This is a genomic window from uncultured Chitinophaga sp., from assembly GCF_937898475.1.
Taxonomy (GTDB): Bacteria; Bacteroidota; Bacteroidia; order Chitinophagales; family Chitinophagaceae; genus Chitinophaga.
This window is the reverse complement of the sequence record NZ_CALEJS010000011.1, coordinates 348,046-372,712: the sequence shown is the minus strand read 5'-3', so window position 1 is coordinate 372,712 and position 24,667 is coordinate 348,046. Positions and strand designations below refer to the sequence as shown.

Annotated in this window: 23 protein-coding genes; 14 read left to right on the top strand and 9 right to left on the bottom strand. The window is 48.9% G+C overall.

Annotation, left to right across the window (positions count from 1 at the left end):
• Positions 1–95: 95 nt before the first annotated feature.
• Positions 96–293 carry a hypothetical protein gene (locus Q0577_RS03170; protein ID WP_298732723.1) on the top strand — a complete coding sequence of 66 codons (198 nt, stop codon included), beginning with the start codon at positions 96–98 and terminating at the stop codon, positions 291–293.
• A 167-nt stretch (positions 294–460) separates the two neighbouring features.
• On the opposite strand, the gene Q0577_RS03165 is transcribed toward Q0577_RS03170, so the two are convergent.
• Positions 461–2,059 carry a S41 family peptidase gene (locus tag Q0577_RS03165; RefSeq protein WP_298732721.1) on the bottom strand — a complete coding sequence of 533 codons (1,599 nt, stop codon included), beginning with the start codon at positions 2,057–2,059 and terminating at the stop codon, positions 461–463.
• Positions 2,060–2,223: 164 nt separating this feature from the next.
• Between Q0577_RS03165 and Q0577_RS03160 the strand changes: the two genes are divergently transcribed.
• The 8 genes from Q0577_RS03160 to Q0577_RS03125 all read left to right on the top strand — a co-directional run bounded on the left by Q0577_RS03160 (position 2,224) and on the right by Q0577_RS03125 (position 11,927).
• Positions 2,224–3,081, top strand: a complete 858-nt coding sequence (locus Q0577_RS03160) for an N-acetylglucosamine kinase (RefSeq protein WP_298732719.1) — start codon at positions 2,224–2,226, stop codon at positions 3,079–3,081.
• Between the two features lie 20 nt (positions 3,082–3,101).
• On the top strand, positions 3,102–3,923 hold the full coding sequence (murQ, locus tag Q0577_RS03155) for an N-acetylmuramic acid 6-phosphate etherase (RefSeq protein ID WP_298732717.1): 822 nt from the start codon (positions 3,102–3,104) through the stop codon (positions 3,921–3,923).
• Between the two features lie 16 nt (positions 3,924–3,939).
• Positions 3,940–4,503, top strand: a complete 564-nt coding sequence (locus Q0577_RS03150; RefSeq protein ID WP_298732715.1) for a hypothetical protein — start codon at positions 3,940–3,942, stop codon at positions 4,501–4,503.
• A 121-nt stretch (positions 4,504–4,624) separates the two neighbouring features.
• Positions 4,625–5,311 (top strand): succinate dehydrogenase cytochrome b subunit, encoded by a 687-nt coding sequence (locus Q0577_RS03145; RefSeq protein ID WP_298732713.1) that lies wholly within the window; start codon positions 4,625–4,627, stop codon positions 5,309–5,311.
• A gap of 20 nt (positions 5,312–5,331) precedes the next feature.
• The gene (locus Q0577_RS03140) at positions 5,332–7,305 is read left to right on the top strand and encodes a fumarate reductase/succinate dehydrogenase flavoprotein subunit (protein WP_298732711.1); all 1,974 of its coding nucleotides are present in this window, start codon (positions 5,332–5,334) and stop codon (positions 7,303–7,305) included.
• Positions 7,306–7,401: 96 nt separating this feature from the next.
• A complete protein-coding gene (locus Q0577_RS03135) occupies positions 7,402–8,166 on the top strand; it encodes a succinate dehydrogenase/fumarate reductase iron-sulfur subunit (protein WP_298732708.1) in 765 nt (254 codons plus the stop codon).
• 194 nt (positions 8,167–8,360) lie between these two features.
• A complete protein-coding gene (locus Q0577_RS03130) occupies positions 8,361–9,740 on the top strand; it encodes a Gfo/Idh/MocA family oxidoreductase (protein WP_298732706.1) in 1,380 nt (459 codons plus the stop codon).
• 129 nt (positions 9,741–9,869) lie between these two features.
• Complete coding sequence (locus Q0577_RS03125; RefSeq protein WP_298732705.1) at positions 9,870–11,927, top strand: S9 family peptidase; 2,058 nt, start codon at positions 9,870–9,872, stop codon at positions 11,925–11,927.
• Positions 11,928–12,022: 95 nt separating this feature from the next.
• On the opposite strand, the gene murI is transcribed toward Q0577_RS03125, so the two are convergent.
• From murI to Q0577_RS03110, 3 genes are read right to left on the bottom strand one after another with little or no spacing between them, the layout of a single operon-like run.
• Positions 12,023–12,844 carry a glutamate racemase gene (gene murI, locus Q0577_RS03120; RefSeq protein WP_298732703.1) on the bottom strand — a complete coding sequence of 274 codons (822 nt, stop codon included), beginning with the start codon at positions 12,842–12,844 and terminating at the stop codon, positions 12,023–12,025.
• A 9-nt stretch (positions 12,845–12,853) separates the two neighbouring features.
• Positions 12,854–13,504: a carbonic anhydrase gene (locus Q0577_RS03115; RefSeq protein ID WP_298732701.1), complete on the bottom strand. Its 651-nt coding sequence runs from the start codon at positions 13,502–13,504 to the stop codon at positions 12,854–12,856.
• A gap of 33 nt (positions 13,505–13,537) precedes the next feature.
• Complete coding sequence (locus Q0577_RS03110) at positions 13,538–14,257, bottom strand: EcsC family protein (RefSeq protein ID WP_298732699.1); 720 nt, start codon at positions 14,255–14,257, stop codon at positions 13,538–13,540.
• A gap of 90 nt (positions 14,258–14,347) precedes the next feature.
• On the opposite strand from Q0577_RS03110, the gene Q0577_RS03105 reads away from it, so the two are divergent.
• Complete coding sequence (locus Q0577_RS03105) at positions 14,348–15,994, top strand: ATP-binding cassette domain-containing protein (RefSeq protein WP_298732697.1); 1,647 nt, start codon at positions 14,348–14,350, stop codon at positions 15,992–15,994.
• Between the two features lie 65 nt (positions 15,995–16,059).
• Here Q0577_RS03105 and Q0577_RS03100 read toward each other — a convergent pair whose 3' ends face one another.
• The gene (locus tag Q0577_RS03100; RefSeq protein ID WP_298732695.1) at positions 16,060–16,461 is read right to left on the bottom strand and encodes a response regulator; all 402 of its coding nucleotides are present in this window, start codon (positions 16,459–16,461) and stop codon (positions 16,060–16,062) included.
• 293 nt (positions 16,462–16,754) lie between these two features.
• Complete coding sequence (locus Q0577_RS03095; RefSeq protein WP_298732693.1) at positions 16,755–17,717, bottom strand: hypothetical protein; 963 nt, start codon at positions 17,715–17,717, stop codon at positions 16,755–16,757.
• A 103-nt stretch (positions 17,718–17,820) separates the two neighbouring features.
• Between Q0577_RS03095 and Q0577_RS03090 the strand changes: the two genes are divergently transcribed.
• Together Q0577_RS03090 and holA are read left to right on the top strand one after the other, a co-directional pair.
• Positions 17,821–18,546 carry a ribonuclease H-like domain-containing protein gene (locus Q0577_RS03090; protein WP_366883772.1) on the top strand — a complete coding sequence of 242 codons (726 nt, stop codon included), beginning with the start codon at positions 17,821–17,823 and terminating at the stop codon, positions 18,544–18,546.
• A gap of 15 nt (positions 18,547–18,561) precedes the next feature.
• On the top strand, positions 18,562–19,557 hold the full coding sequence (holA, locus tag Q0577_RS03085) for a DNA polymerase III subunit delta (RefSeq protein ID WP_298732689.1): 996 nt from the start codon (positions 18,562–18,564) through the stop codon (positions 19,555–19,557).
• Here holA and Q0577_RS03080 read toward each other — a convergent pair.
• Positions 19,554–20,474 (bottom strand): bifunctional riboflavin kinase/FAD synthetase, encoded by a 921-nt coding sequence (locus Q0577_RS03080; protein WP_298732687.1) that lies wholly within the window; start codon positions 20,472–20,474, stop codon positions 19,554–19,556. The two genes, holA and Q0577_RS03080, sit on opposite strands and share 4 nt — an antisense overlap.
• A 102-nt stretch (positions 20,475–20,576) precedes the next feature.
• On the opposite strand from Q0577_RS03080, the gene Q0577_RS03075 reads away from it, so the two are divergent.
• The gene (locus tag Q0577_RS03075; protein ID WP_298732685.1) at positions 20,577–21,755 is read left to right on the top strand and encodes an AIR synthase related protein; all 1,179 of its coding nucleotides are present in this window, start codon (positions 20,577–20,579) and stop codon (positions 21,753–21,755) included.
• A gap of 144 nt (positions 21,756–21,899) precedes the next feature.
• Here the strand turns inward: Q0577_RS03075 and Q0577_RS03070 are convergent, their stop codons facing one another.
• Both Q0577_RS03070 and Q0577_RS03065 read right to left on the bottom strand, forming a co-directional pair.
• Positions 21,900–23,348 carry a M56 family metallopeptidase gene (locus Q0577_RS03070; RefSeq protein WP_298732683.1) on the bottom strand — a complete coding sequence of 483 codons (1,449 nt, stop codon included), beginning with the start codon at positions 23,346–23,348 and terminating at the stop codon, positions 21,900–21,902.
• Between the two features lie 3 nt (positions 23,349–23,351).
• A complete protein-coding gene (locus Q0577_RS03065; RefSeq protein ID WP_298732681.1) occupies positions 23,352–23,732 on the bottom strand; it encodes a BlaI/MecI/CopY family transcriptional regulator in 381 nt (126 codons plus the stop codon).
• Positions 23,733–23,906: 174 nt separating this feature from the next.
• Here Q0577_RS03065 and Q0577_RS03060 point away from each other — a divergent pair, with 174 nt between their 5' ends.
• The gene (locus tag Q0577_RS03060; RefSeq protein WP_298732679.1) at positions 23,907–24,599 is read left to right on the top strand and encodes an ATP-binding cassette domain-containing protein; all 693 of its coding nucleotides are present in this window, start codon (positions 23,907–23,909) and stop codon (positions 24,597–24,599) included.
• The last annotated feature ends 68 nt before the right edge of the window (positions 24,600–24,667 follow it).

The following is a 24,667-nucleotide window of genomic DNA, read 5'->3' as shown; positions in this document are numbered from 1 at the left end:
AGGTAAATAGTAACGTATTACAAAAAGATATATTTTATATTCAAAATAATTTATATAAATTTGCACGATCTTAAAACTAATCACTTATCTAGAGTATGAAAAAATTATTCGTGTTCGCCATCGCTGCAGGCCTGTTTTTCGTAGCCTGCAACAGCGGAGCTTCTGAAGCTACTACTGATTCTACTGCTACTATGGCTGTAGACACACTGGCAGCTCCTACCGTTGACACTACAACTGTAGCTGATTCTACTGTAGTTGATTCAACTGCTGCTGATAGCGCTGCGCATCACTAATCGTAAGATAAGTTATCCTTAAATAGCTTTCTTGCAAGAAGTTAATGAAAAGGCCGTTTGCCAGTTGGCAGACGGCCTTTTTTATTGTTAGTCATTAATCATTAGTTGTTAGTATTGAACCTGACGATCTGATCGCATAGCTACTAACAACTAATAACTAACCATTTTTATTTCAGCTCTTCCACTGCTCTCTTCACCAGCGGATCAAATGAGTTGGACACCTCATAGTATCCTTCCGTACGCCACAACTGCCTTGCTAATACCGCTTTGATACGGTTCCTTATCTCCACTTCATCTTTCGCAGTCAGCCGGTCAATACGCTGGATACTGTCCTTCCGTGCAAATTCCCTGAATGCGTTGTACAGATCACTGCTTACCTGGAATTGTTTATTGAAGGTACCGGCGTCTTTATACCGTTTCAATTCATCCTGGTGCTCGTTAAAGTAATTGTACGCAAAATCGCTGAAAGTATTACGTGTGTACAGCTCCGTTAATGCGGGAGAAAAACGGGTGGTATCAAAGGGAATGAAAATATCAGGCGTAATACCGCCTCCGCCGTATACGATCCTGCCCTTGTCCGTTCTGTAAGGTACCGTGTCGGTAGGTTTGATACTGTCCCTGTTCAGGAACTCGCCATGGTTAAAACGGTTCACAATATCTTCGTCATACGCATCCCGTCCGTTACTGTAGTCCTTCTGGATACTTCTGCCGGACGGAATATAGTAGCGGGCTACAGTTAAACGTAGGGCGCCGCCGTTGCTCAGGTCAAACTGCTCCTGTACCAGGCCTTTACCGAAGGTGCGGCGGCCAATGATCACGCCACGGTCCCAGTCCTGTACCGCGCCGGCGAGTATTTCACTGGCGGAGGCAGAGCCCTCATCCGTCAGGATGGCCAGACCGCCCTTTTCAAACAGTCCTGGTTTCTCACACTTATAATCGGTACGAGGGTAGCTTTTACCCTGGGTGTAGAGGATCAGCTTATTGCCGTCCAGCAATTCGTCTGCAATACGGGTAGCAGCATCCAGGAAGCCGCCCGGGTTCTGTCGCAGGTCTATCACCAGCTTTTCTATACCCTGGCGTTGCAGTTTACGCAGCGCTTCCATAAATTCCTGGTAGGTGGTGGCAGAGAACTTGCTGATCTTGATGTAGCCGGTTTTAGGGGCAATGATGTAGCTGGCGTCAACGCTGTACAAAGGTATTATGCCCCGCTTGATCTGGATGTCTACTAATTGTTTTTTGCGCAGCATGGTCACTTTCACTTCTGAATTTTTGGGTCCGCGCAGCAGTTTCCGGATCTTGTCCGGTGTAATATCGCCGCCGGCCACCAGGCTGTCGTTCACCTTAATGATCTTGTCGCCCGTAAGCACGCCGGCCGCTTCCGAGGGACCGCCCGCCAGTACGGACACCACGTTGACAGTGTCTGCGATAATATTGAATTCCACACCAATACCTTCAAAGTTCCCTTCCAGGTCTTCATTCACTTCTCTGAGGCTGGTGGGCGGAATATAAATGGAGTGCGGATCCAGGTGGCTTAACAGGCCTTCTATGGCCTCCTGCTGCAGGTTGCCCACCTTCAGGGTGTCCACATATTTCACTCTGATAAGGTCCATGGTCTCCTGCAAGGCGCTGCGGCTGCCACGGTTAAAAAGCACAGTGGCTACGCTGTTCTGCGCACCAGGCATCTTATGCCCGAGGTACATTCCCAATGCCAGTACAGCCGCAAATAAGAGAGGTAAAAAAACATTCAGCTTTCTGTTCTTCGACATATGTTTCCTTTATTAGGCTTATGCTGAATACTAAACGCCCAACGCATTCGGCGTTAAGCGTTGAGCATTCAGCATTTATTTGTATATGTAGTTCCGATTTGTTTAAATTGTGACAAAAATAGCATATTTATATTGCGCTTCATTAATTTCATAAATCAACGGACATGCCTGTAAAGGTTAAGCTGATAGCAGATAGTGGTTCTACCAAGGCAGATTGGAGCTTGTTGACGGCGGTGGATCATTTCCGTTATCAAACGCAGGGTATCAGTCCCTACTTTCTAACGGCCTCCCAGGTACGCGAAATACTGGAAAAAGAGCTGCGCCCTAACCTGCCGCCCGATATTGAAGTAGAGGAGATCTACTACTATGGTACGGGCTGTTCGCAACCGAAGAGCATTCAGATTATGAAGGAGGCATTGCAGGCCGTATTTCCCGCTGCAGTGATCGCCGTTTCGCATGATCTGATGGCGGCGGCGCACGCACTTTGCCAACACAGCCCCGGTATTGCCAGTATCCTGGGAACCGGCTCCAATAGCTGTTATTATGACGGCACCACCATCGTACACAATAACCCGGGTCTCGGTTTTATACTGGGAGACGAAGGCAGTGGGGCCTATATGGGCCGCAAACTGCTACAGTATTATTGCTACAATTCCTTTGACGAAGAACTGAAAGCCCGTTTCGACGCCAAATACAATACCAGTAAAGACGAGATACTGGAAAACGTGTACCGCAAGCCCATGGCCAACCGCTATCTGGCCGGTTTCAGCGTTTTCCTGAGTGAGAACCGAGGGCACTATATCGTGGAGAATATACTGGAAGACGGCCTGAACGACTTTTTCTTTAATCATATCTATAAGTACCGCGAAAGCTGGACCCATCCCCTGCATTTTACCGGCAGCATCGCCTGGCATTTCAGGGATGTGCTGCAGGCCCTTTGCGAACTGTATGAGCTGCAACTGGGATCCGTACTCCGCAACCCCATGGATGGGCTCATCAAATTTCATGAGGCGATAAAATAGATCTAAGTAAAATTGAAATAATGTCTTTTGTAAAAGTAACTGAACAAACCTCTCACTACCGTCATCTCGAACAAATGAGCATAACGGAGTTATTGACCAATATCAACAGGGAAGACCAGACCGTGCCCCAGGCGGTTGCAAAGGTGGTCCCGCAGATAGAGAAGCTGGTTGCGGTCATTGCAGATAAAATGCTGGCTGGCGGGCGTTTGTTCTACCTGGGCGCAGGCACCAGCGGCAGACTGGGTATTGTGGATGCTTCAGAATGTCCGCCTACTTTTGGCGTGCCGCATGGCCTGGTAATAGGCATCATCGCCGGGGGCGACAGCGCTATCCGCAAGGCGGTGGAGTTTGCAGAAGATGATCGTGAGCAGGGATGGAAAGACCTGCTCGAATTTAACATCACCGAAAAAGATGTGGTAGTGGGTATTGCCGCCAGCGGCACCACCCCTTATGTTATAGGCGCACTCCTGAAGTGCCGGGAGGAAGGGATCATTACCGGCAGCATCTGCTGTAACCCGGATGCCCCCCTGTCTGCCGCAGCAGACTATCCCGTGGAGGTAGTGGTAGGACCGGAGTTCATTACCGGCAGCACCCGTATGAAAAGCGGTACAGCACAGAAACTGGTATTGAATATGATCTCTACCGCTGTGATGATTCAGCTGGGCAGGGTAGAAGATAACAAAATGGTAAATATGCAGCTCAGCAATGATAAGCTGGTAGACCGCGGCGTGAAAATGCTGATGGAAAAGCTGCAGCTGAAGGATTATGACACCGCCAGAGAATGGCTGCTGAAGGCAGGCAGCGTCAGAAAGGCGGTGGAGGAATATGGTAAGATGCCTTAACTTTGCCGGGAAACCCATGCACGATATAGAACCATATTATAACTGGCGGCATTTGTATACTGCAGAGGAGGACGAGCTTTCGCCGTTCTATGGCCGGGAATACAGTGAATTTGAATTCACCAATACGGTATACAACTACTATGTGCATCCCCAATGGGATGAATTCGGGTCGCGTACGCTGTACATGAAGATCCTGTTTGCAGACTATCACTTCAACTTTGCCATCATAGAGCTGCTGGGAGAATGGAATGACGCGATAGAGAATGATGTAATGACCCTTAAACGGGAGGTGATTGATATCATGATCTCCCAGGGCATCAAAAAGTTCATCCTTATTACCGAGAATGTCATGAACTTTCACTCTTCAGACGATTGCTACTACGAAGAATGGTGGGAGGATATCCGCGACGATGGCGGCTGGATACTCAGCCTCAATATGCCGCAGCAGACCCGCCAGGAATTCATGAAAGCTCATCTGGATAACTACGTTCACCTGCTTGAAAACGACAAATGGCGCACCTATCAACCGCAACATTTGTATAATATGATTGACAATGTGATGATGAGGCGCCTGGAGTAGGCGGCCTTCTGAAAACTGAGAAATATCATTTGGATTTAATTTTTCCTGCGTTAAATTTGCCCGACGTTTCGAAATATTTTCATTTTTATCATATAACTTATAAGGAAGCTCAGAATTTTATATGAAGTGGTCACAATTCTTTAACACCTCCATTGGCAAGAAATTATTAGTAGGCGCTACCGGTTTTTTCCTTTGCAGTTTTGTGCTGGTGCACCTGGCAGGTAACATCCAGCTCCTGTATAAGGACGGTGGTAAGGCCTTCAATACCTATGCCGCATTCATGGGGCACAACAGCCTGATCCAGTTCATAGCCTGGGGCCTTAAAATAGTGATCGTATTACACGCACTTATTGCCTTGCAGCTTACTTTCAGTAACCGCAGGGCACGCCCGGTGAAGTATGCGATCAGCGCCGGTAACCAAACCTCCTCCTGGTACAGCCGCCAGATGGCTGTAATGGGCAGTATCCTCCTGGTCTTCATCGTTATCCACCTGGCTGACTTCTGGGCAAAGTTCCACTATGCAGAGCTGCCTACCATCAGCTATGAAGCAAACGGAGAGCCTATCAAGGATCTGTACAGCATTGTATGGCAGGTTTTTGAGAACCCGGTGTGGGTGATCATCTATGTGATAGGAATGATCGGCCTGTCTTTCCACCTGATCCACGGCTTTAAAAGCGCTTTCCAGACCTTTGGTCTGAACCATGTGAAATACAATGGTTTGATCAGCTTTGTTGGGGTATGGCTGTTTGGAATACTGATTCCCATCGGTTTTGCCATTATTCCCGTGTATATATTATTCAATCATTAATTCAGTAAAGCACGATATATATGTTGGATGCAAAAATTCCTGCAGGCCCTTTAGATAAGAAATGGGAGAATTATAAAGGTCATTGTAAACTGGTGAACCCTGCAAACAAGCGTTCACTGGAAGTGATCATAGTGGGTACCGGCCTGGCAGGCGCTTCAGCAGCGGCTTCCCTGGGTGAACTGGGTTATAAGGTTAAAGCTTTCTGCTTTCAGGACAGCCCCCGCCGTGCGCACAGTATTGCAGCACAGGGTGGTATCAACGCTGCCAAAAACTACCAGAACGATGGCGACTCTGTATATCGCCTGTTTTATGATACCGTAAAGGGCGGTGACTACCGCGCCCGTGAGGCCAACGTACACCGCCTGGCTGAAGTGAGCGGTAATATCATTGACCAGTGCGTGGCGCAGGGTGTTCCCTTTGCCCGCGAATATGGCGGCCTGCTGAGCAACCGCTCTTTCGGTGGTACTCAGGTACAGCGTACATTCTATGCAGCCGGCCAGACGGGCCAGCAGCTGTTGCTGGGCGCTTACTCTGCACTGGAACGCCAGGTAGCCCTGGGTAACGTTACCCTCTACAACCGCCATGAAATGCTGGAGATCGTAAAGATCGACGGCAAAGCCCGCGGCATCATCGCCCGCGACCTGATCACCGGTAAACTGGAACGTCACTTTGGTCACGCAGTGCTGCTGGCCAGCGGTGGTTACGGCAACGTATTCTTCCTGTCTACCAACGCAATGGGCTCTAACGTAACAGCAGCCTGGAAAGCTACCAGGAAAGGCGCTTTCTTTGGCAATCCCTGCTATACACAGATCCACCCTACCTGTATCCCCGTTTCCGGCGATCATCAGTCCAAACTGACGCTGATGTCTGAATCGCTGCGTAACGACGGCCGCATATGGGTGCCCAAGAAAAAAGACGATAACCGCAAGCCTGCCGATATACCTGAAGATGAAAGGGATTATTACCTGGAAAGAAGGTACCCTGCATTTGGTAACCTGGTACCGCGCGATGTGGCTTCCAGGGCCGCTAAGGAAAGATGCGACGCCGGCTACGGTGTGGGCAGCTCCAAACAGGCAGTATACCTGGATTACGCGGCAGCAATTGAGCGCTACGGCAAGATCGAAGCTGGTAAGCGCGGCGTACATTCACCCTCTCCTGAGCTGGTAAGACAGCTGGGCGTGGAAGTGGTAGCCGAGAAATACGGTAACCTCTTCGAAATGTATGAGAAGATCACCGGTGAAAATCCTTACGAAGTACCCATGCGTATTTACCCCGCTGTTCACTATACCATGGGCGGCCTTTGGGTAGACTATGAGCTGATGACCACCGTTCCCGGTCTGTATGCACTGGGCGAAGCCAATTTCTCTGATCACGGCGCTAACCGCCTGGGCGCTTCTGCATTGATGCAGGGTCTGGCAGACGGCTACTTTGTGATCCCTTATACAATCGGTAACTATCTCGCAGACGAGATCCGTACCAAAGCGATCCCCACAGACCATCCGGCTTTTGTGGAAGCAGAACAGCAGGTGAAAGCCAATATCGATCGCCTGATGAGCATCAAAGGCACCAAATCAGTAGATTCTTTCCATAGAAGACTGGGCAAGATCATGTGGGATAAATGCGGTATGGCCCGTAACGAAAAAGGCCTGAAGGAAGCTATCGAAGAGATCAAAGCGCTCCGCGCCGAATTCTGGAAGGATGTGCGTATACCGGGTACGGCAGACGAGTTCAATCCTGAACTGGAGAAAGCCGGCCGTGTAGCCGACTTCCTGGAGCTGGGCGAACTGATGTGCATTGACGCCCTGAACCGCCGGGAATCCTGCGGTGGCCACTTCCGCGAAGAATCTCAAACGGAAGAGGGGGAAGCACTGCGCGACGATGCCAACTTTGCGTACGTAGCCGCCTGGGAATATAAAGGAGACAGTTCCTACGAACTGCACAAAGAACCATTGATATTCGAAGAGGCCAAGCCTACTCAACGCTCATATAAATAGCTGCTGACTGTCAGCGCTTAGCTTTTAGACAGCTAAATGCCAACAGCTCTTCAGTAAAATTCAGGACACTTTTTTTACTATAATACAGCCATAACAATGGAACATTATACAATGAACCTCACATTAAAAGTGTGGAGGCAAAAAAATAAGAATGATCAGGGCAGGTTTGAGACTTACCAGGTACAGGATATTTCTTCCGAAATGTCTTTCCTGGAAATGTTTGATGTGCTGAATGAACGCCTGATCAATGAGGGAAAAGAACCGATAGCATTCGATCATGACTGCCGTGAAGGTATTTGCGGTATGTGTTCCATGCATATTAACGGCCGTGCGCACGGTCCCTGGGCCGGTACCACTACCTGCCAGCTGCACATGCGCGCCTTCAAAGATGGCGACACCATTACCGTAGAACCCTGGAGAGCATCTGCTTTCCCGGTGCTGAAAGATCTTACGGTAGACAGGGGCGCTTTTGACCGTATCATTGAAGCCGGCGGTTACATTTCTGTAAACACTGGTAATGCAGTAGACGCCAACGCAATACCCATTCCGAAAGATAAAGCAGATGCTGCTTTTGCTGCTGCTGCCTGTATCGGTTGCGGCGCCTGCGTAGCAGCCTGTAAGAACTCTTCAGCAATGCTCTTTGTATCTGCCAAGGTATCCCAGCTGGCGCTCCTGCCACAGGGTGACCCTGAAAGAAGCACCAGGGCGCTGAACATGGTGGCCCAGATGGATAAAGAAGGTTTCGGCAGCTGTACCAATACGGGCGCCTGCGAAGCGGAATGTCCCAAAGAGATCTCGCTCACCAATATTGCCCGCCTGAACCGCGAGTTCATCAGGTCTGGCTTTACGTACGAGAAATAAAGTATTTCCAATAGATGGTTTAAGGGTTTGAGCGCTGGATATCCAGTACTCAAACCCTTTGATTTTTTAGCCCAACAACCGGATTCCACGGCTCACAGCAGCTCATTTTACCGCCTTTCAACAACAAATTGTCTATCTTCCGATTTCTTGTTATTATTATAAATCCATCTATCCACGTGTAAAAAAAACAGCTTATGTCAGGTAATTCCCGTAGGAAGTTCATTAAGCAGCTGGGCAGTACTGCCGCTATACTGGGGGCAGGTCCGCTGGCAGCGCTGGGTAAAGAGCAGGTTCATTTGTTACAGCCGGAAACCCGTATTTCTGCTAACGACAAGATACGCATCGCCTGCGTAGGGATGGGTATCATGGGCTTTGGCGATGTAGATACCGCCCTGAAAGTGCCCGGTGTGGAATTTGTAGCCGCTGCCGATCTGTATGAGGGGCATTTGCAGAAAGTAAAAGAAGTGTATGGCGCCAGCGTTTTCACCACCCGCGACTACCGTGAGCTGCTGGAACGCAAGGATATAGATGCCGTTATTGTGGCTACGCCCGATCACTGGCATGATACCATCTCTATACAGGCAATGGAAAAGGGAAAGGCCGTGTATTGCGAAAAACCGATGGTACAGCAGATAGAAGAAGGCCACCAGGTAATTGCTACACAACAAAAAACGAAGGCTGTGTTCCAGGTGGGCAGTCAGCGGGTAAGCAGCATTGCCCTTGCCGAAGCACGTAAGAAATACCTGGCCGGCGAAATCGGCCAGCTCAATGTGGTGGAGGCCCGATACGACCGGCATGATGCACTGGGCGCCTGGCAGTATTCCATTCCCCCGGATGCCAGTCCTAAAAACATTGACTTTGACACCTTCCTGAAGGATACCGCCAAAGTTCCCTTTGACCCGGTGCGCTTTTTCCGCTGGCGCAACTACCAGGCCTACGGTACCGGCATACCAGGAGACCTGTTTGTGCACCTTATCTCAGGCCTGCACTTTATCACCGGCGCACTGGGCCCCAGCCGTATTTTTGCCAGCGGTAACCTGGTGCAGTGGAAAGACGGCCGCGATGTGCCCGATGTGGTAGTGGCTATCTTTGATTACCCTGAAACCAAAGACCATCCTGCCTTCCAGGCAACACTGCGCGTAAACTTTGCCGATGGCAGCGGCGGTGGTGAACAAACCCGTTTCATTGGTACAGAAGGTGTACTGGATATGGGCTGGAATGATTTCCGTATCAAAAAGCACAAACTGCCCGCAGCTCCCGGATACGGGGGATGGGATACCTACAATACCTTTACAAAGGAGCAGCAGGCCGCATTCGAGAAACAGTACAACGCCAGATATCCTCCCAACACCCGCAAGGCAGACACCTCTGAAAGCAAATTTGCAGCACCCGCAGGTTATGACGACCGCCTCGATCACTTCGTGAATTTCTTTGAAGCCATGCGTTCCGGTAAAACGGTGGTGGAGGATGCTACCTTCGGACTACGTGCTGCCGGGCCCGCGCTGCTTACCAATGAGAGCTATTTCAAAAAACAGGTGATCAACTGGGACGCAGAAAAAATGCAGGTCATTTAATCAAGGATTAATAATTAACAATTAATAATTGCAATACAAATGTCTAACGCAGCACAGCTCCTCCGGTTTTTAATTATTAATTGTTCATTACTGGTTATAGCGGGGGGCTGCCAGGAGAAAAAGAAAACTATGTCTGAACAGATCAGCATTGCGCCGCCGCAAGCGCCTAAAATACCCAAGGAACTCACTATTCACGGAGATACCCGCACGGATAATTATTTCTGGATGAACAACCGGGAAGATCCTAAAGTGATTGCCTACCTGCAGGCGGAGAACGCCTACCTGGACACGATCATGCAACCGCAGCGGAAACTACGTGAAAGCCTGTATGAAGAAATGCGCGGCCGTATCATGGAAGCAGATGCCACTGCGCCCTATCTGAAAAATGGCTACTACTATTTTACCCGTTATGAAACCGGTAAAGAATATCCTATTTATTGCCGCAAAAAGGGAAGCCCTGAAGCTGAGGAAGAAGTGATCCTGAACGTAAATGAGCTGGCCAAAGGGCATGCCTATTATCATGTTACAGGCCTTAGCATAAGCCCTGACAATAACCTGCTTGCTTTTGGTGTAGACACACTGAGCCGCCGCAAATATACCATCCATGTAAAGGAGCTGGCCTCAGGTAAGATATTGGCCGATGCCATCCCCGAAACCACGGGTGGCGTGGCATGGGCCAGTGATAACAAAACATTCTTTTATACCCGCAAGCACCCCGAAACCCTTCGGGCCGAACGCATCCTGCGTCATCAGCTGGGAGCGGAAGCCGCTGCAGATTACCAGGTATACCTGGAAGATGATGAGACCTTTGATGTGGATGTAAGCCGCAGTAAATCCGGTAAATACATCCTGATCGCATCATCCAGCACCCTTTCTTCAGAGTACAGGATACTGGAAGCGGATAAACCAACAGGTGCTTTCCACGTTTTTCAACCAAGGCAGAAAGATGTGTTGTATGATATCGAACATCTCGATGATCGCTTTTATATCCGCACCAACTGGCAGGCCACCAACTTCAGGCTGATGGAAAGCCCGCTGAACAAAACCGGTATGGCCAGCTGGAAAGAGGTAATGCCCCACCGTACAGATGTGTTGCTGGAGAACTTCGAAGTGTTCAAAGACTACCTTGTACTGGGAGAACGTAAAGCCGGTCTTTCACAATTGCATATCATGAACCTGCGCAACGGGCAGGACCATTACCTGCACTTTGACGAACCTGCCTATGTAGCTGGTATCAGCATTAATCCTGAGCTGGATACCAAAGAACTGCGCTATACCTACACCTCCCTGACCACTCCCAACTCTGTGTATGACTATAACATGGAGACGCGTAAAAGCGAACTAAAGAAAAGGCAGGAAGTATTAGGTGGCTATGATCCCGCCAAGTACGTAACAGAGCGTGTATACGCTACTGCAAAAGACGGCGTGAAAGTACCCGTCTCTTTGGTATACAAAAAGGGATTTGAAAGAAATGGTAAAAGTCCGCTGTTGCTGTACGGTTACGGCTCTTACGGCTTCAGTATGGAACCTGCCTTTGGCAGTAACCGCTTAAGCCTGCTGGACCGTGGTTTTGTATATGCAATTGCACATATCAGGGGAGGAGAGGAGATGGGCCGCCAGTGGTACGAAGATGGAAAGATGTTCAAAAAAATGAACACCTTTACTGATTTCATTGCCTGTGCAGAATACCTGGTGTCCCAACAATACACATCCCCTGCTCATCTATATGCCCAGGGCGGCAGCGCCGGCGGATTGCTGATGGGCGCCGTAGTGAACCTGCGGCCCGACCTGTGGCACGGCGTAATTGCAGGCGTACCGTTTGTAGATGTGGTCACCACCATGCTCGACGAAAGCATACCTCTGACCACCGGCGAATTCGATGAATGGGGTAATCCCAAGAATAAGGATTCGTACGAGTATATGAAGAGCTATTCTCCCTACGATAATGTTACCAGCAAAGCATATCCCAATATGCTGGTCACCACAGGCCTGCATGATTCCCAGGTACAATACTGGGAACCTGCCAAATGGGTAGCCAAGCTGCGCGAGCTTAAAACCGATCACAACCTGCTGCTGCTCCAAACCGATATGGAAGCCGGTCATGGCGGCGCTTCCGGCCGTTTTAAATCCTTACATAAAACAGCGCTGGAATATGCTTTCCTGTTAAAACTCGAGGAGCATAAATAAATTCCAGATACCAAAATCCAGATTCCAAAACGCAAACCTTTCACGGCCTGCTTGTAAACGAGGCGTCCGGAAATTTAAATTTTGGTATTTGGGTTTTACAGTGCCAGGTGCTGTGATTGTACTGTTTTCCCAAAGAAGGTGGCTGCCATACGGTCAAATATCCGGGAATCATCAGTGGTAAAGAACCGGTGGTCCTGGTTTTTGCTCAGGCGTACCTCCATTTCAGGATGGCGGCGCAGGTAGTCTTTCAGGCTGTGTGCCACTATCTTACCCTGGGATAGTACGGTAATGCCCCCCGGCAGGTATTCCCTGATCCTGCCCATCAGTAACGGGTAATGCGTGCAACCTAGAACCAGGGTATCGATATTGGGCGCTTCGCTCAGTATATGATCCAGGTGTTTCTTCACAAAATAATCCGCGCCAGGGCCTTCATGCTCATTATTCTCTACCAGGGGCACCCACATGGGGCAAGCTTCCTGGTATACTTTCACATGCGGAAAGAATTTATTGATCTCGATAGGATAGGAGTCTGAAGCCACCGTACCGTTGGTAGCCAGTATGCCCACCTCGCCGGTCTGCGTTAAGGTGCCCACCAGTTCTGTAGTAGGCCTGATAACCCCCAGTACGCGGCGGTCTGGCGCTATGCGGGGAAGGTCTTTCTGCTGGATGGTACGCAGCGCTTTGGCAGACGCCGTATTGCAGGCCAGTATCACCAGTGGGCAGCCCATCCGGAAGAGATGCTGCACACAATCCAGCGTATAGGCATGTATGGTTTCAAAGCCGCGGTTACCGTATGGTGTGCGGGCATTGTCTCCCAGGTAGCAATAGTCATACTCCGGCAGCTCTGCTATTATTTCTTTCAATACGGTTAACCCGCCATAGCCGGAATCAAAAACGCCGATAGGTCCCTGTGTCATTGGTAATATTTAAAACTGCATTCCCTTTCCTGTGAGGTCGTATATCCGCTGTATCTCGTGCAGCAGGCCTTCAAAGTCGATCTTCAGGTCTACCAGCAGACCGTTGTGCAGGTCATACACCCAGCCGTGTACGGTAGGGTATCCCTTGGCCAGGTAGGATTGTTGTACCACCGCGGTTTTGATCACATTCAGGCATTGTTCCTGCACGTTCAGCTCTACCAGGCGGTTGGTACGCTGGGTATTGTCCTGGATGTTGTCCAGCTCTTCCTGGTGAAGGCGGTATACATCGCGGATGTTACGCAGCCAGGGGTTCAGCAGGCCCAGATCCTGCGCCGTCATGGCGGCTTTTACGCCTCCGCAGTTATAATGTCCGCAAACAATGATATGTTTTACCCCCAGTTGCCTTACCGCATAATTGATCACTGACATCACGTTCAGGTCAATACTGTTCACCAGGTTGGCAATATTGCGATGTACAAATAGTTCACCGGCGTCCAGGCCCATAATCTCGTTGGCAGGTACCCGGCTGTCGCTGCAGCCTATGTACAGGTAGTCCGGTTGCTGATCTTTGGCCAGGCGCTCAAAAAATTGTGCGTCGCCGGCCAGTTTGGAAGCCACCCATTTTTTGTTGTTCTCGAATATCTGCTCGTAGGAGGTCATATAGTGATGATTAGGATTGAGTGGTAAAGATAGTTAAACCTTCAGTATACGCATGCGGTAAGCGTTCATGGCACTGCTGCCCAGCTTGTCTGTAAGGCGGTGGTTCACTACGGCCCCTACAACGGCACCGATGCCGGGCATCAGCTGCAGCATTTTCGCAATATCAATGTAGTCGCGGTATTCCTGCTGAAATTTCCGCCAGTCAAAGGCATTGATATCTTCCGGCATCTCCTGGCTGTAGGTTTCCCATCTGGCCATCAGCGGGTAGGTTTTATTGCGCAGGTGCTGACTGGAAAACGTAAGCTGGAAGATATACAGCATGTATACACGCTCTTGGTAGGTATTGGCGTCAAAACCATACAGGGCGGCTATATCAAAAAGCATCTTCATTTTAAGGGTCAGGAAGAGGGGAAAATCAGCCAGTCCCAGTAAGATGCCCCCCGCGCCTGTAATAGCGCCTTCGGTGGCGGTAGCTGTTTTATAGAAGGCGATGCGTTCCCGTACCCGCTCTTCCGTTAGTATCAGCTCGTTCACAGGCTGTGGCTCTTTTACGGTAAAGCCCGCTCCGTACAGTACAGCCCGCGTCATCTGCTTGATGGCCACGGTAAAAGCCTGGTGCACTTTTTCCGGGATAATGCGGTTGATACGGTCCTGTACCCGTTTGGCCAGCCGGCCCGGCAGTGAGGGATCCCGCTGCATATTGCGTTGCCAGCGTTTTACTTCTTTAAGTATCAGCTTTTCATACGTTTCCATATCAGGTTTTTTAACATATCCCGTACCAATTTAACAAAGATCAAACTGAAACTATTTCGTAACTTTGCGCCTTAAATTTCATTAGCCAGCATGATTAGTGTTAGAAATATATCGCTTTCCTACGGCAAACGGGTATTGTTTGATGAAGTAAACCTCAATTTCACCAAAGGTAACTGTTACGGGGTGATCGGAGCCAACGGCGCCGGTAAATCTACCTTTCTGAAGATATTGTCCGGCGAGATAGAGCCGAATAAAGGTAGTGTGGAGATCACTCCCGGAGAACGCATGAGTGTTCTGAAGCAGAACCACTTTGAGTTTGATGAGACAACAGTACTGAATACAGTGCTGATGGGCAATAAACGCCTGTGGGAAATAGCTAAAGAAAGAGACGCCATTTACGCCAAGGCTGATTTCACCGAAGAGGATGGTATCAGGGCTGGCGAACTGGAAGGAGAGTATGGCGAAATGGGCGGTTATACGGCAGAAAGCGATGCCGGCGCCCTGCTGGGCGACCTGGGTGTGAAGGAAGAGCTGCATAACGTGCTGATGAAAGAACTGGCAGGCAGCCTGAAAGTGCGTGTGCTCCTGGCACAGGCGCTGTTTGGTAACCCTGACATCCTGCTGCTGGATGAGCCCACCAACGACCTGGACGTAGAAACTATCGGCTGGCTGGAAAACTTCCTGGCAGACTATGAGAACATCGTGATCGTAGTATCCCACGACCGTCACTTCCTGGATGCCGTTTGTACCCACGTGGCAGATGTAGACCGCAGCAAGATCCAGATCTTCACCGGTAACTACTCTTTCTGGTACGAATCTTCCCAGTTGATCGCAAGACAACAGTCTGATAAGAACAAGAAACTGGAAGAAAAGCGGAAAGACCTGATGGACTTTATCGCCCGCTTCAGCGCCAACGCTTCCAAGAGCAAGCAGGCTACTTCCCGTAAGAAAGCCCTGGAAAAGCTGGTGATAGAAGAGATCCAGCCTTCCAACCGTAAATATCCAGGTATCATCTTCAAGCAGCTGCGCGAAGTGGGCAACCAGATACTGAACATCGAGAAACTTGAGAAAGCAGTAGACGGCCGTACCCTTTTCAGCAATGTAAGCTTTACCGTAAATAAGGGTGATAAGATCGCCTTCCTTTCCAAGGATCACCTGGCATTAACTACTTTCTTTGAGATCATTAATGGCGAACAGACTGCAGACGGCGGTAAGTTTGAATGGGGCACCACCGTTACCAAAGCCTATCTGCCTAACGACAACGCCAAGTATTTCGAGGATACTTCCCTGAACCTGATGGACTGGCTGCGGCAGTTTGTGCCTCCGCACGTTACTGATGTGGATGAGCCCTTCCTGCGTGGCTTCCTGGGTAAAATGCTGTTCAGCGGTGACGATATCATGAAAAAGACCAGTGTACTGAGCGGCGGAGAAAAAGTGCGTTGTATGATCAGCCGCATGATGCTGCAGGATCCCAACGTAGTAGTGCTGGACGAGCCTACCAACCACCTCGACCTGGAATCTATACAATCATTCAACGAAAGCATGAACAACTTTAAAGGTATAGTGCTCTTTACCACGCACGACCATACCTTCATGCAATCTGTGGCTAACCGTATCATTGAGATCACGCCCAAAGGTGTTATTGACAGGCTCACAACCTTCGATGAATACCTGGATGATGCAAGGGTAAGAGCCCTCCGTGAGGAAATGTATGGTGAATTAGCGGTTAGCCGCTAGCCACTGGCTGTTTAGCTATTAGTTACTGGCTTTCAGCCACCAGCTAATAGCTAACAGCTAAAAGCTCATCCCAGGTACTTCTCTATTATCTTCAGCTTATTGTTATCCAGGGGTTTTGTAATATAGGCCGCCAGCTCCGGTGTTGCCTCCACCTTCTGAATATCCCGTATATCCATTGAAGAAGAACACATTATAATGGGAATGTTAAGGCCAAAACGGGCCTGCATGCTACGGTAACCCTCTATAAACCCCCAGCCGTCCATACTATGCATATTCATATCCAGTATGATCAGGGAAGGATAGGCGTTTGCTGGCCGGTGCAGCTGATCCAGGGCGTCTTCTGCGGATAGAAAAGAAGCGATGCTCAGCTGTTGCCTGTACTTGTCCTGCTGTCCTAGCAGCCGTTTAATGATAAAATGAAATATCTCATCATCATCAACTACATACAATAATTTAGTTGTTCCCATTCATTAGGTTTTATGGCGATCAGGGCGTTATTAGCAGAACAGTTGCGCAGTATGTAGGTAAAACAGCGTGTGGTAAATAGGATTTACTTTATTCACATCACTATGCAGAAAGGGTTTATTCCGAGGAGCAAATAACGTTAAATTATATATATTTTCATGTATCAGGATTTACCAATAACCAATCGTTAACAATTGGAGCCCCGCCCTAAAAAGGTAACGCTCCAAAGGTTGAACCCTGGAGCGTTACCGGTAGTATTATTGAATAAACGGAGAACTATTATCTCTTCATATTTTTAGAACAAGCCGCCTTTTCTCAGGTTTACCTTACCCTGACCGATGCGGAAGCCGTTGTGATAGATCTCAACGCTGTAATCGCCCGGTTTGAAATCAGAATTCTGTTTCCAGTCCATGCTTACGGTTTGTTTTTCACCCTTTACATAGGCAACCGTTTTCTTGGCAGTGTACAGTTTCTCTGTACCATCTTCCAGTGAGAAACGCCCGGAACCCAGTGCTTCTACTGCCAGCGGTGAACCGTCAGGGGCAGTGATGGCCACATAGATCTCTTTATCGCCGGTGGGTGCAATCCTGTTTTCATCCAGGTCAAAGATCACACGCATCATGTCTGCGCGTTTAGCCTTGGACGTTTCTACTTCCTTACCGTTCTTTTTTACCTGGATGGGCTGCAGTTTAATGTTGCTGGCGTGCAGTACAGAACCCAGGCTTACCTCTTTATTCAGGCTGTCTTTCACCACGCCTACAGAATCCCTTTCCCTGCGGGCTACATCCCTTTCACCTGCCAGCACCAGTTTTTCACCTTCCAGGCGTTCAATGGTTTCCTGGTATCCGGCAATATTTGTTTTCAGTTGTTCTATCAGCCTGCGGGCCTCAGCCAGTTCGGACTGGGTAGCATTTTTGTTGGCCAGTATGCTCTGGATGCGGGCTTTCACATCAGCCAGTTCTTTATCTTTGGTCTTCACCAGGCTGTCCATACGGCTGTTCTGTGAGATCAGGTCATCCAGACGTGCGTTGGCGGCGTTATATTCCTGTTGCAATGCATCGCGTGAAGAAGAAATGGAATCTATCTGAGTGCCTTGTTGTACGATGGTCTCGTTAGTCTTATTTTTGTCGTACAACATGTATATCCAGGTACCTGCTAATGCTGCAATCAGAATACCGTATATTAGTCCGTTACGGCTACGCGGTTTTTCAGAACCGGAAGATCCCGGGGCAGGCGTGTTGAATGTGTTCTCAGTCATAGAATGTTTGTTTTATGTTTAATTGTTATATGGTTAAAAAACGTTATACAAAAATAACTTTTTTAATGCTGTAATTCACAAACTTTTAAATAGGATTTTTTCAGTGCTACCTAACGTTGCTTTAGATCAATTACTGTTGCTAGATATAGAAACAACCCCTGGTGTGGCGGCTTTTGAGTACCTGCCACAGCAGCTCCAAAGTCTATGGCAGGAAAAAATAACAAAAACTGCGCCAGATTCAGTAAATGCGGCAGAAGACTATGCCAGTAAGGCAGGTATATATGCGGAATTTGGTAAAGTGATCTGTATTTCGGTCGGGTTTTTTGCCTTGGAAAATAACAGGTACCACCTACGGCTCAAATCATTTTATGATGATGATGAGGCGGTTGTATTAAGCAGTTTTTTAGAATTAGTGAATAAATTTCATAACAAATTCCCCCGCTTTCAGTTTGCTGGTCATAATATCAGGGAGTTCGATATCCCATATATCTGTAGGCGTTCTATCATCCAACAGCTATCTTTGCCCCAGCCTTTACAACTGCATGGCTTTAAACCCTGGGAACTGCCCATGCTGGATACCCTCCACCTCTGGCGTTTTGGAGATTATAAGAACTATACCTCGCTGAAACTGCTGACAGCCATACTGGGCATACCTACGCCCAAAGATGATATAGATGGCAGCATGGTGGCTAAGGTATACTGGCAGGACAAAGACCTGCCCCGCATTGCTACCTACTGCCAGAAAGATGTTGCGGCCGTAGCCCAGCTGATACTGCGTTTTAAAGGCGTACCCCTCCTGAAGGAGGATGAGGTAGTGATTGTTAAATAGTTTTTATTGGTCAATATGGAATATCAGGATATCATAAAAGATTGGAAACAGAAAAAGTTCCGCCCCCTGTACTGGCTGGAAGGAGAAGAAGATTTTTTTATAGACCAGATAAGTAACTATGCCGAGCATCACCTGCTCAGCGAAGAGGAAAGAGGTTTTAACCTGACCATCCTGTACGGAAAAGATACCGACTGGAGCACCGTGATCAATGCCTGCCGCCGTTATCCCATGTTTGCGGAAAGACAGGTGGTCATACTCAAAGAGGCCCAGGCCATGAGAGACCTGCTGAAGCTGGAGCCCTATATTGACAACCCGCTGGCCTCCACCATATTTGTTGTGGCTCATAAGCAGGGTAAAATAGACGGGCGCAGCAAGCTGGCCAAGCTGATAAAGGAAAAGGGCGTGCTGCTCAGCACCAAGAAATTATACGACAACCAGTTGCCGGGATGGGTGGAAGTATACGTAAGTGAACTGGGCCGGGCCATCTCCCAGAAAGCCTGCATCCTGCTGGTAGATCATATCGGCAATGACCTCTCCCGCATCTCCAACGAAATAGATAAACTGCTGGTAAACCTGCCGGATGGTAAAAAGATCGACGAAGGGGATATTGAGAAATACGTAGGTATCAGTAAAGAGTACAACGTATTTGAACTCCAGAACGCTGTTGGTCAGAAAGACTTTACAAAGGTGATGCGCATCATCCGTTATTTTGCCGCCAACCCCAAGGCAGGTCCGGTGCAGATGGTGATCCCTGCCCTGTATAACTTCTTCAGTAAAGTGAATCTGGTTTTCGGTGTAAAGGGAGGAGAGAAGGAAATTGCCGCCACCCTCAGCGTACATCCCTTTTTTGTAAAAGACTATATGGCGGCCGCCCGTCAGTATGGAGCAGAAGGTACTGAAAAGGCTATCCTGCTGCTACATAACTATAACCTGCGCAGCATCGGTATCAACGATAGCGGAGTAGAAGACGGAGAACTGATGAAGGAGCTGATGTATAAGATGATGAGTTAAGCAGACAGTATCGCCCGCGCTTTTTCACTGTCCTGGTTCATCTGGGCTATCAGGGCCTCCACACTGTCAAACTTCCGGCTGTGACGGATAAAGTCAATGAACGTTACCTGCAGCTGCTCGCCATAAATTTCCCTGTTAAAATCAAACAGATGCACTTCCAGCCGGAGGTCCGCGCCATTAAAGGTGGGCCGGGTGCCAATGCTCATTACCGCATGCAGCGTAGTATTTACTTTTACGGCATAGATGCCTTCGGAGGGTATCAGCTTACGTTCATCGGGTAACTGCAGGTTAGCGGTAGGATAACCCAGTTGTCTGCCCATTTTATCTCCGTGTATCACCGTTCCTTCCATGAAATAAGGATAACCCAGCAGCTCATTGGCCAGGGGAATATTACCTTCCAGCAGGCTGTTCCTGATTTTGGTAGAACTTACTGCCAGGTCGTGCACCACCTGCTGCGGTATTTCTATCAGCTCAAAACCATACTGGTGCTGTTCTGCTTCCAGCAGTTCCAGTCCGCCTTCGCGGTTGTGCCCAAAGCGGTGATCGTAGCCAATGATAATAGTGTGCGGTTTGAAACGGGCTATCAGGAAATCTTCCAGGTAGGCCCGGGCGGAGAGCGCTGAAAAGGCCCTGGTAAAGGGTACTACTACCAGGTGGTCAATTCCCTCACGTGACAGCAGTGCGATCTTCTCATCCAGGGTAGTCAGCAGGCGTACCTTTTTATCGCCCGGGGCAAGTACCTCACGGGGGTGCGGGTCAAACGTGACGATCACGGTTTCTCCGTTCACGGCCCGGGCAGCCTGCTGCAGCTGCTGCAGGATATACCGGTGACCGGTATGCACGCCGTCAAATGTACCAATGGTAATAACTGCATTACGAAAATCCGGCAATTGTGATAGTTCCCTGTGAACCTGCATAAAACTGAATAACGGGTCTAAAATGCCGTGCAAATCTAACCCAGATTTTTTGTATTTGTACGATTGCCATGAGAACTGGGCAGAATCTATTACTTTTGCGGCATGAATCAGGATCTCTACGCCAAACGGGGTGTTTCTGCCGATAAAGAAGATGTGCACAACGCCATTAAGCATATTGATAAAGGCCTTTTTCCCAAAGCATTCTGTAAAATAGTACCCGATATACTGGGTGGTGACGAAGCCTGGTGTAATATTATGCATGCCGATGGCGCCGGCACCAAATCTTCCCTGGCCTATGCCTACTGGAAACAGACCGGCGACCTGGGCGTATGGAAAGGCATCGCACAGGATGCCATCATCATGAACATAGACGACCTGCTCTGTGTAGGCGCTACAGAAAATATATTACTTTCCTCTACCATCGGCCGTAATAAACAGCTTATCCCCGGCGAGGTGATCGCCGCTATCATCAACGGCACAGAAGAAATCCTGGCAGAGCTGCGCAGCTATGGCATCAGCATTTACTCCACCGGTGGCGAAACTGCCGATGTGGGCGACCTGGTACGTACTATTATAGTGGATTCTACCGTTACCTGCCGTATGAAACGCGCGGAGGTGATCTCCAACCACCGGATACAGGCGGGCAACGTGGTGGTAGGACTGGCCTCCTTTGGACAGGCATCCTATGAGAAAGAATATAACGGTGGTATGGGCAGCAATGGCCTTACCTCTGCCCGTCACGATGTGTTCAATAAATCGGTGGCTCAGGCCTATCCCGAAACCTTTGATCCCGGTATTCCGCAGGAGCTGGTGTTCAGCGGTAAAAAAGCCCTGACCGATAAGGTGGAGATACCCGGCTTCGGACAGATAGACGCCGCTAAACTGGTACTGTCACCTACACGTACATACGCGCCCGTTATAAAGCAGATCCTCTCAAAATACCGTTCGCAGATAGACGGGATCGTACATTGCAGCGGCGGCGCTCAGACCAAGGTGCTGCATTTTATAGAAAACCTGCATGTGATCAAGGATAACCTGTTTGCCGCACCCCCGCTGTTCCGCCTCATCCAGGAACAATCTGGTACCGCCTGGCAGGAAATGTATAAAGTGTTCAATATGGGGCACCGCATAGAAATATATGTGCCTGAAAGTATTGCGCAGGATATAATAGCGATCTCTGAAAGCTTTAATATAGACGCCCAGGTGATAGGCAGGGTAGAAGCGGCGCCGGCTAAAAAGGTGACCGTGAAGAGTGAGTATGGCGTCTTTGTGTATGAGTAGGCAGATAGCTGGAAACGCTGACCAAAAAAAGAACGGTACTATGCTTTTTAAACAGTCTTCTTCCAGGCTTCACACAGGCTTTGCTATGCTCCGCCTGTTGCTGTTAAATTAGTATCATCTTTTTTCGGTCAGCAAGGCTGTTTATCAGCAGTCTTTAGCTTGCTTAAAAAGCAGGAAGGGGGCCAGCAATGAAAGTTTGTTATTGTCTTCCAGCGTATATCTTATCGGCAGGTTGAACATTACCGCTACTTTATTGCCGTTTTGCTTGCCAGGTATCCACTTGGGCATAGAGTTCACCACCCGCAGTGATTCTTCTTCCAGTCCGCCGCCTTTATACTGGCCTACTATCTTCGCATCCTTTATGGTGCCATAGGCATCTACCACGAATTGCACAAAAATAGTCCCGGTAATTTTCTTTTCTACGGCAGTTTTCGGGTAACGGATGTTTTTACTGAGATATACCGCCAGCGCCTCTTCTCCGCCCGGGAAAACAGGAGGCTGGTCTACAAAGGTGAATACCTCGCTTTTAACGCTGCTTATTTTCTGGTTCAGTTTCCTGAAATCGTATTTAGTCCCCTCCAGGTTTACCCGGTACTTTTTACCATCCGCCGTTCCCAGTATGGCGATGTTGTCGGTCATGCTGATAGATTTAATATCCTCGCCGTTCATGGCTTCCAGCTGCTCAACCGTAATATTGGTAGCGTCTGGTTTGGGCGCCGCCTCCGGTTGCTGTTTGCAGCTGATGAAAATAATCAATCCTGTTATGATAGGTAATGCAATGAGTTTTTTCATGATAGTGAAGTTTGATTTTTGACGAAGGAGCATATTGATCCTGCGTTGAATGGGATGACGAAAGAAATGGTTGGTAAAGGACAGCTGCCCGCTTTGCAGGCTTACCTGCAGGATCACCTGCGCATAGTCAGCCACCTTTCCGCCTGCCGCCTGTTTGTCGGCAATGAATTCATGCACCACTGCCAGTTCCCTTTTAAAGAGATGGAAAAAGGGGTTTATCCAGCAGATGGCGCACACCAGCTCCATCAAAAGCTTATCAATACTGTGCTGCTCCGTTACATGCGCCAGTTCATGCTGCAGTATCTGCTGCCCGTCTGCACTATCCGGGCTCATATCCCGCGTCCAGAATATGTACCTGAAAAAGGAGAAAGGCGCCTTTACCTGGTCGCTTTGTATAAAGCGGCAGGGAGGCAATTGCTGTACCGTGTTGTTCCTGATCAGCCGGCTGATTTTCCAGCAGCCATAGGCGGTGCGCGCCAGCAGCAAAAGCGTTACCACCGCATAGCCGTACCACGCCAGCTGCAGGTAGTTCACCGCAGGGGCGGTCGATGGCGCCTTCAGGATAAACTCCCGCAGGGTAATGATACGGGTGGTGTAGGCGCTGATCACCGGGGCTTCCCGGCCTGAAAAAGGCATGGGCAGCTGCAGCAGCGGCAGTACAAGCGACAGCAGGGTGGCCAGCAGCAGGTAATAACGGTTCCACTGGTGAAAGCGGTTATTACGTAATGCTACATGGTAGTAGGCATACAGGATGCCGGAGCACAGCAGCATTTTCAGCAGATAAAATATCACAGGTGACATCGCTTACTTGTTTTGAGCGTCCTTGATTTGTTTGAGCAGTTTTTCCAGGTCGTTTACGCTCAGGTCCTTTTCCTGTACGAAGAAGGAGATGAGGTTGCTGTAAGAGCCTTCAAAATAGCCTTTTACCAGTTGCTTTACCGTTTTACGGCTGTACTCTTCCTTGCTGATCAGCGCATAATACTGGTGGGATTTGCCGAAAGCCTTGAAGTCAGCAAAGCCTTTTTCCACCAGTATCTTGATCAGGGTAGAGATGGTATTGTAATGTGGCTTGGGCTCGGGTAGCTCATCTATCACTTCTTTTACAAAAGAAGGCCCCCTTTGCCATAGTACCTGCATGATCTGTTCTTCTGCCTTTGTAAGTGTTTTTGATGGTGATGTTGACATGTTGCTTCAGTTAAAAGTTACCCCGGCCGGGGAAATGGAGGATCGATCTTCCTATTCAAATGTATAACTAATTAGTTAGTTTGACAACTATTTTTTTAGTTTTTATATAAAAAGATGGCTTAACCCCGATATTCATTTATTTTTGCTGGCATTATTATAAACGTAGGACTTACAATGGAGGAACAACCCATCTTACAACTATCCAATGCCAGTATATACCAGGGAAATTCGTTGATTTTGTCGGATGTGAATATCACAGTGAACAAAGGAGAGTTTGTTTATCTGATCGGTAAAACCGGTACCGGTAAGTCCAGCCTCTTGAAAACCCTGTATGGCGATCTGTCCCTGAGGGATGGCGCCGGCCAGGTAGTAGGCTTTGACCTGAAGAAAATGGACTGGAAAAAAGTGCCTTACCTGCGCCGTAACCTGGGTGTGGTGTTCCAGGACTTTCAACTGCTTACAGACCGTAATGTACATAACAACCTGAAGTTTGTTCTCAAGGCCACCGGCTGGCAGGATAACAAGCTGATGGAAGATAAGATCGCAGACGTGCTGGATAAGGTAGGCCTCGGCACCAAGGGTTTTAAGATGCCCTATGAGCTGAGCGGCGGGGAGCAGCAAAGGGTGGATATTGCCCGGGCCCTGCTCAATTCGCCTAAGCTGATACTGGCAGACGAACCCACCGGTAACCTCGACCCAGAGACCTCTGATGGCATTATGCAGCTGCTGTTCCGTATCTGCCGGGAGGATGGGGCCGCCATCGTAATGGCTACCCATGACTATATTGTGCTGCAAAAATTCCCGTCCCGGGTACTCCGTACCGAAAACGGGCAGGTGATCGATAATGCGGCCATCAATTTTGCATGAAGTAGTTAATAATGAATAACTAATAATTAAGGATTGCGGGAGATGTGTCTTGAAATGGATGCTGTCAC

Bases quoted from the DNA above. Each gene is read 5' to 3' on its own strand.
- Q0577_RS03160 (WP_298732719.1), top strand. From the start codon at position 2,224: ATGCCTGTAAAGGTTAAGCTGATAGCAGATAGTGGTTCTACCAAGGCA.
- Q0577_RS03060 (WP_298732679.1), top strand. From the start codon at position 23,907: ATGGAGGAACAACCCATCTTACAACTATCCAATGCCAGTATATACCAG.
- Q0577_RS03170 (WP_298732723.1), top strand. From the start codon at position 96: ATGAAAAAATTATTCGTGTTCGCCATCGCTGCAGGCCTGTTTTTCGTA.
- murI (WP_298732703.1), bottom strand. From the start codon at position 12,844: ATGACACAGGGACCTATCGGCGTTTTTGATTCCGGCTATGGCGGGTTA.
- murQ (WP_298732717.1), top strand. From the start codon at position 3,102: ATGTCTTTTGTAAAAGTAACTGAACAAACCTCTCACTACCGTCATCTC.
- Q0577_RS03065 (WP_298732681.1), bottom strand. From the start codon at position 23,732: ATGTCAACATCACCATCAAAAACACTTACAAAGGCAGAAGAACAGATC.
- Q0577_RS03075 (WP_298732685.1), top strand. From the start codon at position 20,577: ATGAATCAGGATCTCTACGCCAAACGGGGTGTTTCTGCCGATAAAGAA.
- holA (WP_298732689.1), top strand. From the start codon at position 18,562: ATGGAATATCAGGATATCATAAAAGATTGGAAACAGAAAAAGTTCCGC.
- Q0577_RS03070 (WP_298732683.1), bottom strand. From the start codon at position 23,348: ATGTCACCTGTGATATTTTATCTGCTGAAAATGCTGCTGTGCTCCGGC.
- Q0577_RS03165 (WP_298732721.1), bottom strand. From the start codon at position 2,059: ATGTCGAAGAACAGAAAGCTGAATGTTTTTTTACCTCTCTTATTTGCG.
- Q0577_RS03110 (WP_298732699.1), bottom strand. From the start codon at position 14,257: ATGGAAACGTATGAAAAGCTGATACTTAAAGAAGTAAAACGCTGGCAA.
- Q0577_RS03150 (WP_298732715.1), top strand. From the start codon at position 3,940: ATGCACGATATAGAACCATATTATAACTGGCGGCATTTGTATACTGCA.
- Q0577_RS03115 (WP_298732701.1), bottom strand. From the start codon at position 13,504: ATGACCTCCTACGAGCAGATATTCGAGAACAACAAAAAATGGGTGGCT.
- Q0577_RS03130 (WP_298732706.1), top strand. From the start codon at position 8,361: ATGTCAGGTAATTCCCGTAGGAAGTTCATTAAGCAGCTGGGCAGTACT.
- Q0577_RS03140 (WP_298732711.1), top strand. From the start codon at position 5,332: ATGTTGGATGCAAAAATTCCTGCAGGCCCTTTAGATAAGAAATGGGAG.
- Q0577_RS03135 (WP_298732708.1), top strand. From the start codon at position 7,402: ATGGAACATTATACAATGAACCTCACATTAAAAGTGTGGAGGCAAAAA.
- Q0577_RS03100 (WP_298732695.1), bottom strand. From the start codon at position 16,461: ATGGGAACAACTAAATTATTGTATGTAGTTGATGATGATGAGATATTT.
- Q0577_RS03125 (WP_298732705.1), top strand. From the start codon at position 9,870: ATGTCTGAACAGATCAGCATTGCGCCGCCGCAAGCGCCTAAAATACCC.
- Q0577_RS03095 (WP_298732693.1), bottom strand. From the start codon at position 17,717: ATGACTGAGAACACATTCAACACGCCTGCCCCGGGATCTTCCGGTTCT.
- Q0577_RS03105 (WP_298732697.1), top strand. From the start codon at position 14,348: ATGATTAGTGTTAGAAATATATCGCTTTCCTACGGCAAACGGGTATTG.
- Q0577_RS03080 (WP_298732687.1), bottom strand. From the start codon at position 20,474: ATGCAGGTTCACAGGGAACTATCACAATTGCCGGATTTTCGTAATGCA.
- Q0577_RS03145 (WP_298732713.1), top strand. From the start codon at position 4,625: ATGAAGTGGTCACAATTCTTTAACACCTCCATTGGCAAGAAATTATTA.